10 protein-coding genes are annotated in these 13550 nt (G+C 63.4%); 6 read left to right on the forward strand and 4 right to left on the reverse strand.

The genetic code is table 11. From position 1 onward, the window contains the following. Positions 1 to 113: 113 nt before the first annotated feature. Positions 114 to 4688 (forward strand): NEL-type E3 ubiquitin ligase domain-containing protein, encoded by a 4575-nt coding sequence (locus LOY45_RS15300; protein ID WP_258577950.1) that lies wholly within the window; start codon positions 114 to 116, stop codon positions 4686 to 4688. A 69-nt stretch (positions 4689 to 4757) separates the two neighbouring features. On the opposite strand, the gene LOY45_RS15305 is transcribed toward LOY45_RS15300, so the two are convergent. After that, positions 4758 to 5045, reverse strand: a complete 288-nt coding sequence (locus LOY45_RS15305) for a DUF1330 domain-containing protein (RefSeq protein ID WP_115086976.1) — start codon at positions 5043 to 5045, stop codon at positions 4758 to 4760. A gap of 74 nt (positions 5046 to 5119) precedes the next feature. On the opposite strand from LOY45_RS15305, the gene ribBA reads away from it, so the two are divergent. Further along, positions 5120 to 6235, forward strand: coding sequence for a bifunctional 3,4-dihydroxy-2-butanone-4-phosphate synthase/GTP cyclohydrolase II (ribBA, locus tag LOY45_RS15310; protein ID WP_134062801.1), 1116 nt, complete (start codon positions 5120 to 5122; stop codon positions 6233 to 6235). Positions 6236 to 6280: 45 nt separating this feature from the next. Here ribBA and LOY45_RS15315 read toward each other — a convergent pair whose 3' ends face one another. Beyond that, entirely contained in the window at positions 6281 to 6469 is a 189-nt protein-coding gene (locus LOY45_RS15315; protein ID WP_134062803.1) for a hypothetical protein, read from the reverse strand. A 238-nt stretch (positions 6470 to 6707) separates the two neighbouring features. Here LOY45_RS15315 and LOY45_RS15320 point away from each other — a divergent pair, with 238 nt between their 5' ends. Genes LOY45_RS15320 through LOY45_RS15335 form a run of 4 tightly spaced genes read left to right on the forward strand, consistent with a single transcriptional unit; the run spans position 6708 to position 10634 of the window. Beyond that, positions 6708 to 7733 carry an ABC transporter substrate-binding protein gene (locus tag LOY45_RS15320; RefSeq protein ID WP_258577951.1) on the forward strand — a complete coding sequence of 342 codons (1026 nt, stop codon included), beginning with the start codon at positions 6708 to 6710 and terminating at the stop codon, positions 7731 to 7733. Beyond that, positions 7730 to 8650 (forward strand): ABC transporter permease, encoded by a 921-nt coding sequence (locus LOY45_RS15325; protein WP_115086980.1) that lies wholly within the window; start codon positions 7730 to 7732, stop codon positions 8648 to 8650. The genes LOY45_RS15320 and LOY45_RS15325 overlap by 4 nt, the downstream gene beginning before the upstream one ends. A gap of 6 nt (positions 8651 to 8656) precedes the next feature. Continuing rightward, the gene (locus LOY45_RS15330; protein WP_115086981.1) at positions 8657 to 9466 is read left to right on the forward strand and encodes an ABC transporter permease; all 810 of its coding nucleotides are present in this window, start codon (positions 8657 to 8659) and stop codon (positions 9464 to 9466) included. Positions 9467 to 9485: 19 nt separating this feature from the next. After that, positions 9486 to 10634: an ABC transporter ATP-binding protein gene (locus LOY45_RS15335; protein ID WP_258577952.1), complete on the forward strand. Its 1149-nt coding sequence runs from the start codon at positions 9486 to 9488 to the stop codon at positions 10632 to 10634. Positions 10635 to 10705: 71 nt separating this feature from the next. Here the strand turns inward: LOY45_RS15335 and LOY45_RS15340 are convergent, their stop codons facing one another. Both LOY45_RS15340 and ahpF read right to left on the reverse strand, forming a co-directional pair. Next, positions 10706 to 11635 (reverse strand): IS110 family RNA-guided transposase, encoded by a 930-nt coding sequence (locus LOY45_RS15340; RefSeq protein ID WP_115085006.1) that lies wholly within the window; start codon positions 11633 to 11635, stop codon positions 10706 to 10708. 251 nt (positions 11636 to 11886) lie between these two features. Then, positions 11887 to 13449, reverse strand: a complete 1563-nt coding sequence (ahpF, locus tag LOY45_RS15345) for an alkyl hydroperoxide reductase subunit F (protein WP_258577953.1) — start codon at positions 13447 to 13449, stop codon at positions 11887 to 11889. Positions 13450 to 13550: the final 101 nt, after the last annotated feature.

Here is a 13550-nt window from a genome sequence, read left to right on the forward strand (position 1 = left end):
GGTGCGACGACTCGACTTGCCCCGCGATGGCCTCACCCGACAATTAACTACCGCAGGCCGCCCCTGTCTCGATGATTCCATGCCACCTCACTCACCACGAGATGCTTGTGATCATGTCCTCCTCCCAAACTTCCTCCTCTGAAAGTACCGTGCGCCATTTTCGCACCCTGCTCTCCCCGCTTGAAACCGCCGAGCAACCACAATGGTTGCTGGCGGCAACCCCGCCCCAGAAGCGTTTGCTCGCCAAACTGCAGCAGCACGGTCGCCAGGCCCGCAAGGCGGCCATGGAACACTTTGCCAGGCTTTCCACCGTGTACGACTACGCCAGGCAATTCGATGACTTCGGCATCAAGGACAGCAAGGACATCACCCCCGCCGACCTGGCCAGGCACAGCAACGCCGACCTTGTGACTTATACCGATTACCTGAAGCCGTATTTTCGCCTGGCATCGCTGCGCGAGGCCAAAATGGATGCCTTCGAGGCGAGCCTGCGTGAAGAAGCGCTGATTGCGCAGATCCAGGGCCATGTACAGGCGAGCGGTTCGAGTTGCCTCAACCAGGTCCTGGCCAATCTGGCGCAAGACAAGCAAGGGGAAACACCCTCCCAGGCGCTCTTGAGCACTCGTCATCCGCTGCTGCACCTGAATGTGCTGGGTAGCATCGCCGTGCCGCAGATCCTGTTGATCTGCCACGACAGCAGCGACGATAGCCACTGCGTTGCCTTCGTGCCGGGCCACCCGCAACACCCGCTGAAGGAATACCCCAACCGCCGGCACTTCCTTGCCAGCCTGCAGCGGGAACTGGAGAACGCCGAGTACCAGGCATTCTTCGAACGTTTCATCCCCGTGCGTCATCATTCGGCCTTCTGGGCCGGCTTGCACGCCACCAGCGATGCCGCCACCGGCCCGGCGCTGGCCACCGCAGCAGTGGCATCCGGGTTGCGCGGCTGGGCGTTCGACAAGATGGTCGAACGTATCACCGACGATGCCTGGACCCTGGTGCGGGCCACCTTGCCGGATGGCCTGGGTAGCAGCGGCGAGATGCGCAATTTTTCCACGCTGATTCAGAGCCACCTGATGTTGGGTGCGGGAGTCGGCGTCAGCGCAGGCGAAGAAGCGGAAGGACGCAGCCCCTCCGACAGCATCGCCCCCCTGCGCTGGGTGCGCTTGCCCGACGGCAGCCTCGAGCGCTGGCCTGTGGACCTGAGCCGCTACCGTCTGCGCGGCGATGTCGAGGCCGGCGAGCCTGATGAGCAAGGCCTCTACCAGATCAACGGCGACACTGCGATCTGCATCAACGGGCGCTTCTACCTGGTCGAGTGGCACAACGCACTGAAAAAATGGCGTATCACCAGCCGGACCGAAGAAAACCGCTACGCGCCGATCCTCGAGCACAACCAGCACGGTGCCTGGCACCATAGCCTGGAGCAGCCGCAGCATTGGAGCAGGCTGGCGCTGCTGCGGCGCCTGGGGCCGATGGTGCAGGGCTTCAGCGATGATCAACTGCTGGATTTCGCCTGCATCAGTGGCGTCAGCAACGCCCAACTGCGCCGGGTCTACAGCCTCGACGAAGCGCCGCCGGCAATGTTGCGCGAAACCCTGCTGCGCGCGCGCATCCACGCCTCGGTGACCGAAACCCTGCAACTGATCAAAGAAGGCAAACCCCTGCCCGACGGCGATGAAGTGCCCGTGCTGTACAGCTTCCGGCAATTAGTGGACATTCGCCTGGACCGCGGCCCGACGTACAGCCGCCCGCGGCGCAGCCCGGGAGATGCCCCGCCGACGGGTACCTGCTCGGCCGATCAGGCCTGCAACAGGCCACCCGAGGACGTCTACCAGGAGTGGGTCAGCCGCCTGAACGCGGCCATTTTCAACCACCGCTACGAACTGGCGCAGGTCAACGTCGACATCGCCGTGGTGGAACTGCAACGCCACTACCCGGACATCCCTCTGACCCTGACCCGCTTTGCCCTCGACCGCGTCAGGGCAGAAGTGCGCAATGCGTTGCGCGCCCCCGGCCAGGGTCTGCTGCGCAGCCTGAGCGAAGACTTCGACCCGTTGCAGGAAGACCTGCGCATGACCCGGGCACTGGAGGGCTTCATCAACCCATCGACCGCCAACTGGGACACCTATCGGCTGGCTGTGGGCTTGCTCGAATATCTGCAGGGCTGGCCACCGGGCACCGGCCTAGTCCTGCGCGAAAGGTACCTGGGGCCCGTCCAGGCTTCGGTCGGGCCGGTACACGTAGATTCCACCAGTGTGTACCGGGACGAGGAAGAAGGCTGGTTCGCCAGCAGTGCGCATCAGGTCCTGCATAGTCAGGACTCCACCGCGCTGGGCTTTTACCGCAGCGTGCTGTACGCCCTGGGTGAATCACTCAGCCAGGGCCTGGGCTTTGGCCTGAACGAGCCTGAACGGCTGTACCAGCAGCTTGGCGAGCTGGCCATGGCCCGCCCGGTGCGCGCGCGACTGCTGTTGGGAATGCCGGTGCATCGCCCCTGGCTCACTCCCGTAGCCCTGGATCCAGCCCAGCGCAGCGACCCGCAAGGCGGCGGCCCCGGCCTGTTCGAACGTGAATCTGTCGCCGTGCGTCTGCGCGCGCTGCACAGCGGCCAAGGCATGTTCGTGCTGAGCGCCCCCTTCGCCGAAGACTTCATTCGGGAACTGCTCAGGCGTGATGAACCGGTTCTGGAGCGGGTCCAGCAACTGGAACGCGAACATCACGCCCTGCGCAGCTTGCAGGCCTGGGTCGCAGGCGGAGCGGACATTCGGACCCGGGCTGCCCGTGCCAATGCGGCAGACCGGGTGAGGTTTGCCTGGGAATCGCAACTCAACCTGCGCATGGTCCAACTCGATCTGACTGACGCGAATCTGGACGAGTTGCCACCTGTTCCAGTGCCATTGCCGGCTGTCGAAGCGCTGACCATCAGCGAGGTGCCCATCACCACAGTCGGCGATGGCTTCCTGCAACGCCTGCCCAACCTGCGCCATATCGACCTCAATAGCCCCACGCTTGCCAACCTGCCGCAATCCCTTGGCGACCTGGCGCACCTGACGCACCTGGATCTGTCACGCACGCAAGTGCTGCCCGGGACCTTGCACATGCTGAGCCGGGCGCGCCATCTGCAGAATCTTTACCTCAATGACATGAACGTCAATGGCTTCCACTGGACTGCGCAGGACATGGCCGCTGTCAGCACAAGCCCGGTCTTGAGTACCCTGACGATAGAGCGCACCGACACCTCATTCGCCGACGGGGTCTTCGAGGTGCTGAGCCGTGCGCCCAGCCTTGTTGCCCTCAGACTGGGCGAAAGCCACTTGCACCTGGGGGCAAGCGAAGTAGCGGCACTGGCCCGGATGACCCGCTTGCGCATGCTTGATCTGTCTGGCAATACACTGGTTGCCGCACCTGACTTCAGCCAGATGAGCGACCTGGAGGATCTCAACCTGCGCAACACCGGCCTTACCCATTGGCCTGTCGGCCTGGAGCGGCTTGGGCATCTGGCCGAAGTGGATCTGCGCGGGTTGTTCTTCTACAGCGTGCCACTGGGTGCCGGGAGCAATGCCGCCCTGCAGATCCGTGAAGAGTCGATCCCCGAGGAGGATCGCGTGCGTTTTCGCAGTGAACTGGAGGCCGCCGGCGGGGATTTTTTGCTGGCGGATCACTCCAGCGCCTCGAGTGCCGGTTCAGAGAGCAGTGGCTCCGGGAGTGGCGGCCCCCTGCCCCCCGCGGCCCTCGCTGCACAGCTGCTCGTCGGCCTTTCACCGCAGGACCGCCAGCAAGCAGACACCCTGCGCGCCGACCCGGCGGCGGCGAATTTTTTCGCGGTTCTGTGGCGCATGCACGGGCGCAATCGCACGCGGCTGGCTGACATCCAGGCCGTGCTTCGCGCGGCATTCAGCGACGAGGTACGCCGCGCGCTGTTTGAAGTGGTCGACGAAATCACCTGCGTCGACCGGGATGCACTGATGTTCTCGCAAATGCAGAACCTGGCCGAAGCCGCACGGATCATGTCCGGCATCCCGGAAGACAGCACACCCCATGAGATGCTCGGCTTTGCCATCAGCCAATGGCGTTCGGCACGGCTGCAGGAGTATGTGGCCGAAAGTACTGGCGCCTGGCGTCGCCAGGGCTTTGATGTCAGCGACCCAGTGGAGGTTGAGCTGTACTTTCGCCGGCACCTGGCCGAGCGCCTGGGCCTGAGGCACCCGCCCACCGAGCAGGCCTACAGTGTCTACACCCGCTGGGTAACCCCGAACATGCTTGAGCAGGCGGCCCGCAGCGTGATCGCCGAGCAGCAGAACCTGCTTGAGCTCTATCTGGTCAGGCAGGCGTTCTGGCAACGCTACCTGCGATTCGCCCACGCGCGCCAGATGTCGTTGATCGACACCTGGCGCGCGCAGGTGGGGGGTTACCTGGATAGCCTGGCCAGCGAAGCAGAACTGCCTGGCGAACTGCCCGAGTTCGAGCACCTGCAACTGAGCCGGGTGCTGGCCCAAGTACGCGGCGTGCCAGTAGCGGAGGCACTTCCCGTCGGTCTACGGCTGAACTCAGTCCAATACACCCGAGCCTACGAGGTACTGGCCACCTTGGTCGAGCAAGCCATGATCGAGCTGAGCACGCCGTTGCTCAGTGCTTACCAGCAGCAAAGCGGCGAACCGCGTCCGGGGCCGTCCTGGCGTTCTTGAGCCAGTAACCCATCGCAGGGCAAGTCCGCTCCCATGGTTGGAGCGGGCTTGCCCCGCGATGAGTGATTTTCACACCCCCTCGACAATAATCACCTCGGCCCTCGCCACTCCCTGCCTGAACGCGCACGCCTGTTGATACTCATCCGACCGGTAACACGCCAGCGCCCGCTCATAGGATTCGAATTCGATCACCACACTGCGCTGCGGCGTCACCCTGCCCTCCACGGCCTCGCTGCGCCCACCCCGGGCCAGCAGCTTGCCGCCAAACGCGGCAAAGGCTGCCGGTGCCCGCTGGGTGTACTGCTGATACTGCTCGGGGTCGCTGACATCGACATGAGCAATCCAGTAAGCCTTCATTGCACGCTCCCGCCTCAGGTTAATTTGTATTATGGTATACCATAAAATCTAACCCAGACAGCGAGCACGCCGCAATGCCCTTCAACAGCATCGAAGACATTCTCGAGGACTACCGCCAGGGCAAGATGGTCCTGCTGGTGGACGACGAAGACCGCGAAAACGAAGGCGACCTGCTGATCGCCGCCGAACGCTGCGACGCCCAGGCCATCAGCTTCATGGCCCGTGAAGCACGGGGGCTGATCTGCCTGACCCTGACCGAGGAGCACTGCCAGCGCCTGGGCCTTGAGCAGATGGTGCCGGCCAATGGCAGCGCCTTCAGCACCGCCTTTACCGTGTCGATCGAGGCGGCGCGCGGGGTGACCACCGGCATTTCCGCCGCCGACCGCGCCTGCACGGTCGCGGCTGCCGTAGCGCCCGGTGCCCGCGCCGAAGACCTGGTGCAACCCGGGCATATCTTCCCCCTGCGCGCCCGCGAAGGCGGCGTGCTGACTCGCGCCGGGCACACAGAAGCCGGTTGCGACCTGGCACGCCTGGCCGGCTTCAGCCCCGCCTCGGTCATCGTCGAAGTGCTCAATGACGACGGCACCATGGCCCGGCGCCCGGACCTGGAAGTGTTCGCCGCCCGCCACGGGATCAAGATCGGCACCATCGCCGACCTGATTCACTACCGCCTGAGTACCGAGCAGACGGTCAAACGCATCGGTGAGCGCGAGCTGCCTACCGTGCACGGTGTCTTTCGTCTGGTGACCTATGAGGATTGCGTCGAAGGCGGTGTGCACATGGCCATGGTCATGGGCGATATCCGCCGCGAACAACCAACGCTGGTGCGGGTGCATGTGATCGACCCGCTGCGCGACCTGGTCGGTGCCGAGTACACCGGCCCCGCCAACTGGACCCTGTGGGCGGCGCTGCAGAAGGTGGCTGACGAGGGCTGCGGGGTGGTGGTGATCCTCGCCAACCATGAGTCCTCGCAAGCCCTGCTTGAACGTGTCCCTCACCTGACCCAGCCACCGCGCCCCTACCAGCGCGGGCAATCGCGCACCTATTCGGAGGTGGGTACCGGTGCGCAGATTCTCCAGGACCTGGGCGTGGGCCAACTGCGTCACCTGGGCCCACCGCTGAAGTATGCAGGACTTACCGGCTATAACCTGGAAGTGGTGCAGAGCATCCCGTTCGGCGCTGCCTTGTAGGGCCTACCGCGGGGCAAGCCCGCTCCCACAGTGTGGTTCCCCGGGCTAGTCCTCAGCCTCGGGGAAATTGCGGCAACTCTTGCGCTCGGCCAGCTCCTTGTCGCTCGGACGCTGCGCCACGAACACGGCGCGGCCATCCTTGTAGATCTCCAGATAGCCCCATTCCAGGTCCTGTTCATGCTGACCGGGCTTGGGCGGATTGCGCCACCAGGGTTCGCGACTGATCAATTCCATGGCAATGGCTCTCGCTGAAACACATTACTTCACTATAGACGGTGAGTTCCGAGCGCTCTGGCCCGGGCCTCCCTACCCGTACAAGTGACCCGGGTGATAGCCGGTAGCCTGCAGCCTCTTGTCAAAAGTTTGGAATACCATAATATGATATCCCGTAGACCGAAAAACAATTGATGCTCCCCACTACAAGGCGGGCAACACAAAGCCCGCTCAAAACACAAGAAACGAGGGCGTACCTATGCTGTTCTCCAAACGCGCAAGCGCAGTGCTGGCTGCCAGCCTGCTGACATTGACCTGCCAGGCCGCCCTGGCCGCCGATAGCCTGAACTTCGTCAGCTGGGGCGGTACCACCCAGGATGCGCAGAAGCAGGCGTGGGCCGAGCCCTTCAGTGCCAGCAGCAAGATCCGCGTGGTCCAGGACGGCCCCACCGACTATGGCAAGCTCAAGGCCATGGTCGAAAGCGGCAACGTGCAGTGGGATGTGGTCGATGTCGAAGCGGATTTCGCCCTGCGTGCCGCAAGTGAAGGTCTGCTCGAACCGCTGGACTTCACCACCATCAAGCGTGATCGCCTCGACCCGCGTTTCGTCTCCGATCACGGTGTAGGATCGTTCTTCTTCTCCTTCGTCCTCGGCTACAACGAAGGCAAGCTCGGCGCCAACAAGCCACAAGATTGGACCGCACTGTTCGACACCAAGACCTACCCCGGCAAACGCGCCCTGTACAAGTGGCCGAGCCCCGGCGTGCTCGAACTGGCCCTGCTGGCCGACGGCGTCACTGCCGACAAGCTCTACCCGCTGGACCTGGACCGCGCCTTCAAAAAGCTCGACACCATCAAGAAAGACATCGTCTGGTGGGGCGGCGGCGCCCAGTCGCAGCAGTTGCTGGCCTCCGGTGAGGCGAGCCTGGGCCAGTTCTGGAACGGCCGGGTCTACGCCCTGCAACAGGATGGCGCGCCAGTCGGCGTGAGCTGGAAGCAGAACCTGGTCATGGCCGACTTCCTGGTCATCCCCAAGGGCGCAAAAAACAAGGACGCGGCAATGAAGTTCCTGGCCAATGCCAGCGGCGCTCAGGGCCAGGCCGACTTTGCCAACCTCACCGCCTATGCCCCGGTCAACCTCGACAGCATCAGCCTGCTCAAGCCCGAGCTCGCGCCCAACCTGCCGACCGCCTACGCTCAGGATCAGGTGACCCTCGATTTCGCCTACTGGGCCAAGAACGGCCCGGCCATCGCCACCCGCTGGAATGAGTGGCTGGTCAAATGAAAGTCGCCATCAATGCCCTGCAAACCCCGTCCGGCGCTGCGGCCGGCGCCAAGGGAGCAGCGATGAAGCACACGCCACCCCTGCGTGAACGCTGGCGCGGCAGCCGCAACCTGCTGCCGGCCCTGTTGTTCCTCGGCCTGTTCTTTTTCGCGCCGCTGATCGGCCTGCTGCTGCGCGGCGTGCTCGAGCCCGTCCCGGGCCTGGGCAACTACGAGCAACTGTTCGCCAACTCGGCCTACGCCCGGGTACTGTTCAACACCTTCTCGGTGGCCGGCCTGGTCACCCTGATCAGCGTGCTGCTGGGCTTTCCCCTGGCCTGGGCGATCACCCTGGTGCCACGCGGCTGGGGCCGCTGGCTGCTGAACATCGTGCTGCTGTCGATGTGGACCAGCCTGCTCGCCCGTACCTACTCCTGGCTGGTGCTGCTGCAGGCCTCGGGGGTGATCAACAAAGCGCTGATGGCCCTCGGCATCGTCGATGCGCCGCTGGAAATGGTGCACAACCTCACCGGCGTGGTGATCGGCATGAGCTACATCATGATCCCGTTCATCGTCCTGCCGCTGCAGGCGACCATGCAGGCCATCGACCCGATGGTGCTGCAGGCCGGCTCCATCTGCGGCGCCAGCCCCTGGAACAACTTCTTCAAGGTGTTCCTGCCGCTGTGCCGTTCCGGGTTGTTCTCCGGGGCCTTGATGGTGTTCGTCATGTCCCTGGGTTACTACGTGACCCCGGCGCTGCTCGGTGGCGCGCAGAACATGATGCTGCCCGAGTTCATCGTCCAGCAGGTGCAGTCGTTCCTCAACTGGGGCCTGGCCAGTGCCGCCGCCGCGTTGCTGATCGCCATCACCCTGGTGCTGTTCTACTTCTACCTGAAGCTGCAACCGGAATCCCCGGTCGGCAACAGTAACGCGAGGTAAGCCAAGATGCTCCTGACGCCCAATGCCATGAGCCGGCGCCTGCGCTTCGGCCTGTACACCACCACCGGGGTGATCGCGCTGTTTTTGCTGCTGCCGATCGTGTTCATCGTCCTGCTGTCGTTCGGCTCGTCGCAATGGCTGGTGTTCCCGCCACCGGGCTGGACGCTCAAGTGGTACGAGCAGTTCTTCTCCAACGCCGAGTGGATGGAAGCGGCCCTGGCCAGCCTCAAGGTCGCGCTGCTGACCACGGTGTTTGCCGTGGCCCTCGGCCTGCCCACCGCCTTCGCCCTGGTGCGCGGGCGTTTCCCTGGCCGGGAGATGCTCTACGGCCTGTTCACCCTGCCGATGATCGTGCCGCTGGTGATCATCGCCGTGGCGGTGTATGCCCTGTTCCTCAAGCTCGGCTACACCGGCACGCTGTTTTCCTTCGTGGTCAGCCACGTGATCGTCGCCCTGCCCTTTACCATCATCTCGATCATCAACTCGCTGAAGCTGTTCGACCAGTCGATCGAAGACGCCGCGGTGATCTGCGGCGCCTCGCGCCTGCAGGCGATCGTCAAGGTGACCTTCCCGGCGATTCGCCCGGGGATGATCGCCGGCGCGCTGTTCGCCTTCCTGGTGTCGTGGGACGAGGTGGTGCTCAGCGTGATGATGGCCAGCCCCAACCTGCAGACCCTGCCGGTAAAAATGTGGACCACCCTGCGCCAGGACCTGACCCCGGTGATCGCCGTCGCTTCGACGCTGCTGATCGGCCTGTCGGTGCTGGTGATGATGATTGCCGCCGCTCTGCGCCGGCGTAACCCGGTCAGCGCCTGAGCGCCTGGAGAATAACAAGATGAGTGCAGTCCTCAACGACAGCCAACAGGCCAGGACCCTGGTCAGCCTGCGCAACCTGAACAAGCACTACGGCGACTTTGCCGCCGTGGACGACATCAGCCTGGACATCCAGGACGGTGAATTCCTCACCTTCCTCGGCTCCAGCGGCTCGGGCAAGAGCACCACCCTGTCGATGCTCGCCGGCTTCGAAACGCCGAGCAGCGGCGAGATCCTGGTCAATGGCGCGTCGCTGGTCAACGTGCCGCCGCACAAGCGCGACATCGGCATGGTGTTCCAGCGTTACTCGCTGTTCCCGCACCTGTCGGTGCGCGACAACATCGCCTTCCCCCTGGCCATCCGCAAACGCAGCGCCGCCGAACGCGACAAGCAGGTCGATGCGATGCTCAAGCTGGTGCAACTGGACAGCTTTGCCCACCGTCGCCCGGCGCAACTGTCCGGCGGCCAGCAACAGCGGGTGGCGATCGCCCGGGCGCTGGTCTATGAGCCACGCATCCTGCTGATGGACGAACCGCTGGGGGCGCTGGACAAGAAGCTGCGCGAAGACCTGCAGGATGAACTGCGCCAGTTGCACCGGCGCCTGGGCATCACCATCGTCTACGTCACCCACGATCAGGAAGAAGCCATGCGCCTGTCCCAGCGCATCGCCATTTTCAGCCACGGCAAGATCGTCGGCCTGGGCACCGGCTACGACCTCTACCAGAACCCGCCGAATGCCTTTGTCGCCTCGTTTCTGGGCAACTCCAACTTCTTGCGGGTCAAGGCCCATGGCAATGGCGCGGCGAGTTTCGAGGGGCAGCCGGTGGCGATGCGCCTTACCCCGGGGCTGGCTGAGGGCCAGGAAGTGCTGCTGATGGTCCGCCCGGAAAAAGCCCTGGCCCTGAGTGTCGAGCAAGCGGCGCGCGAGGCATTGCCAGCGGGCTGGAACGAGGTGACGGCCAGGGTCGGGGAAGTGTTGTTCCTGGGCGAGAGCCAGACCTGCAGCGTGGTGACCGCGGGCGGTACGGCGATGACGGTCAAGGCGCTGTCAGCGGCGGGGATGCCGATGCAGCCGGGCGATACGGTGAAGGTACGCTGGGCGGTGGCGGATGCTTGCGTGTATACCCAGTGGGCGGAAAGTGACCTGAACAAGGCCGCTGGGGCGCATTGAAGCCATCGCCGGCAAGGCCGGCTCCCACAGTGGATGTGTGCACGCATGACATGTGGGAGCAACTGTCTTGATCAGGCTGTTTGCTCTCGCCAAGGGGTATTGTCCCGCAGCATTGCATTCAGCCTGACGATCAGCACCCGCATGCAAGCTACGAGTGCCACCTTGGCGCACTTGCCACGTGCCCGAAGTGCTTCGTAGCGTGCTTTAAATTCTGTGTTGTGACGGATGATGATCCAGCTCGACATGTACAGCACTCGCCTTACATGGGCCCGACCACCCCATATCTGGCGGTGCCCTCGATGGCTACCACTATCGTTGTTGTAAGGCGCTACGCCCACCAGAGCGGCGATCTGACGGCGGTCCAACTGCCCCAGTTCAGGCAGTGAGGCGAGCAGATTTGCGGCGGTTACTCGACCGATTCCGGTCACTGCCAATAACTGACGCGCCCTGGTATCGTCCAGTTGCACCATCGCCTGATCAATTTCTTCGTCGAGGCGTTTGATCAGCACTTTCAGCTGCTCTATATGCTCATCGAAGTGGGCCATCACTGTTGCCGAGCGACATTGCTGGCGACGCCGCTTGTCGTCATCACGGCTCTGCACAAATTGGGCGCGCTGCTTCACCAGCTCTCGCAGCTCTTCGCGTTCAGGGCTGACCGGTTGGCCTTGAGGGGCGCTGAGGTGTGCAGCGAAGTCCGCAAGGACTTCGGCGTCGATCTTGTCGGTTTTGGCTTTTTTACCCATGGCATCGGCGAATTTTCGGGCACGGGCTGGGTTGATGCAGATGGTTTCCAGTCCTGCTGAGGCCAGGGCGATCAACACATCTTTCTCGTAGCCGCCTGTCGCTTCGATCAGCACTCGACTGATATTGAAGTCCTTCAGACGCTCAAGCAACGCCTCGAAGCCTGCGGAGTTGTTGGCCACTTCGAAGCGGATTTTCTGAGGTTTGATGCAGATTTCCAAAGTGGCTTTGGCAGTGTCGATTCCAACAGAAGACAACATGGCTGAACCCTCTTACACTCAGTTGTGAGAGCGCTCTGGCTTGGCCCACGCTTGTGATTCGAGAGGCGCTCAATCAACTGTTCGGGCTCGGGCCAGAGTGGAGAGGTGAATGGCAGCTTTGCTCCCACACGTGCTTTAAGCACTACTGGCGTACAGCTTGCCATTCACCGCTCTCACTTCTGATTCTATTCCTACCTCAAGACACAAGCTGGCCTTGCCAGCGATGGGCCGCAAAGCGGCCCCACAATCGGTCAGGCTGGCGCCGAGCTGCGGATCAAGTGATCAAACGCCGCCAACGAAGCCTTGGCGCCCTCGCCCAGCGCAATCACGATCTGCTTGTACGGCACGGTGGTCACGTCACCGGCAGCGAACACACCCGGCAAGTTGGTCTGGCCGCGGGCATCGACGATGATCTCGCCGCGCGGGGTCAGTTCGACCGTGCCTTTGAGCCAGTCGGTATTGGGCAGCAGGCCGATCTGCACGAAGATCCCTTCCAGCGCGAGGTCATGCAGCTCATCACTGTTGCGGTCCTTGTAGCGCAGGCCGTTGACCTTCTCGCCGTCACCGAGCACTTCGGTGGTCAGCGCACTGGTGATCACCTTGACGTTCGGCAGGCTGTGAAGCTTGCGCTGCAGCACCGCGTCGGCACGCAACTGGCTGTCGAACTCGATCAGGGTCACCTGGGCGACGATACCGGCCAGGTCAATGGCCGCTTCCACACCCGAGTTACCGCCACCGATCACCGCCACGCGCTTGCCCTTGAACAGCGGGCCATCGCAGTGCGGGCAGTAGGCAACGCCGCGGCTACGGTATTGCTGCTCGCCCGGCACGTTCATTTCGCGCCAGCGCGCACCGGTGGCGAGGATCACGGTCTTGGCCTTGAGCGAGGCACCGCTGGCCAGGCGCACTTCGTGCAGGCCGCCGTCAGTGGCTGGAATCAAGGCTTCACCGCGCTGCAGGTTCATGATGTCGACGTCGTACTGCTTGACGTGCTCCTCAAGGGCCATGGCCAGCTTCGGCCCTTCGGTTTCCTGCACCGAGATGAAGTTCTCGATCGCCATGGTGTCGAGCACCTGACCGCCGAAACGCTCGGCGGCAACACCGGTGCGGATGCCTTTACGGGCGGCATAGATCGCCGCTGCGGCGCCCGCCGGGCCACCACCGACCACGAGAACGTCAAAGGCGTCCTTGGCGTTGATCTTCTCGGCCTGACGCTCACCGGCGCTGGTATCGAGCTTGGCGAGGATTTCTTCCAGGCCCATGCGGCCCTGACCGAACACTTCGCCGTTGAGGTAGACGCTGGGCACGGCCATGACCTTGCGGCTCTCGACTTCGGCCTGGAACAGCGCACCGTCGATGGCGACGTGGCGAATATTGGGGTTGAGCACCGCCATCAGGTTCAGCGCCTGGACCACGTCCGGGCAGTTCTGGCACGACAGCGAGAAGTAGGTTTCAAAGTTGAACTCACCCTTGAGCGCGCTGATCTGCTCGATCACCTCTGCGCTGGCTTTGGACGGATGACCGCCGACCTGCAGCAGGGCGAGCACCAGCGAGGTGAACTCGTGGCCCATGGGGATGCCGGCAAAGCGCAGGCTAACGTCAGCTCCGGGGCGATTGAGCGAGAACGACGGACGACGGGCGTCGCGGCCATCTTCACGCAGGGTAATCAGGCTCGACAGGCCGGCGATTTCCACCAGCAGGTCGCGCAATTCGCGGGACTTCGCGCCGTCATCGAGGGAAGCAACGATCTCGATCGGCTGAGTGACCCGCTCCAGGTAGGCTTTCAACTGAGTTTTAAGCGTGGCGTCCAACATACGGGCGATTCCTTTTTCAAACGGTAGAAATAACAACGCCCGGGCGAAAGCGCCCGGGCGTTTTGCGGGGCGGTGACAACGTCAGGTGCGGTAGACCACCG

It is taken from the genome of Pseudomonas wadenswilerensis (assembly GCF_024749185.1).
GTDB lineage: Bacteria > Pseudomonadota > Gammaproteobacteria > Pseudomonadales > Pseudomonadaceae > Aquipseudomonas > Aquipseudomonas wadenswilerensis.

What these genes read in the sequence shown, in the direction of transcription:
- LOY45_RS15300 (WP_258577950.1), top strand. Translation starts at nt 114, where the DNA reads ATGTCCTCCTCCCAAACTTCCTCCTCTGAAAGTACCGTGCGCCATTTT.
- LOY45_RS15305 (WP_115086976.1), bottom strand. Translation starts at nt 5,045, where the DNA reads ATGAAGGCTTACTGGATTGCTCATGTCGATGTCAGCGACCCCGAGCAG.
- ribBA (WP_134062801.1), top strand. Translation starts at nt 5,120, where the DNA reads ATGCCCTTCAACAGCATCGAAGACATTCTCGAGGACTACCGCCAGGGC.
- LOY45_RS15315 (WP_134062803.1), bottom strand. Translation starts at nt 6,469, where the DNA reads ATGGAATTGATCAGTCGCGAACCCTGGTGGCGCAATCCGCCCAAGCCC.
- LOY45_RS15320 (WP_258577951.1), top strand. Translation starts at nt 6,708, where the DNA reads ATGCTGTTCTCCAAACGCGCAAGCGCAGTGCTGGCTGCCAGCCTGCTG.
- LOY45_RS15325 (WP_115086980.1), top strand. Translation starts at nt 7,730, where the DNA reads ATGAAAGTCGCCATCAATGCCCTGCAAACCCCGTCCGGCGCTGCGGCC.
- LOY45_RS15330 (WP_115086981.1), top strand. Translation starts at nt 8,657, where the DNA reads ATGCTCCTGACGCCCAATGCCATGAGCCGGCGCCTGCGCTTCGGCCTG.
- LOY45_RS15335 (WP_258577952.1), top strand. Translation starts at nt 9,486, where the DNA reads ATGAGTGCAGTCCTCAACGACAGCCAACAGGCCAGGACCCTGGTCAGC.
- LOY45_RS15340 (WP_115085006.1), bottom strand. Translation starts at nt 11,635, where the DNA reads ATGTTGTCTTCTGTTGGAATCGACACTGCCAAAGCCACTTTGGAAATC.
- ahpF (WP_258577953.1), bottom strand. Translation starts at nt 13,449, where the DNA reads ATGTTGGACGCCACGCTTAAAACTCAGTTGAAAGCCTACCTGGAGCGG.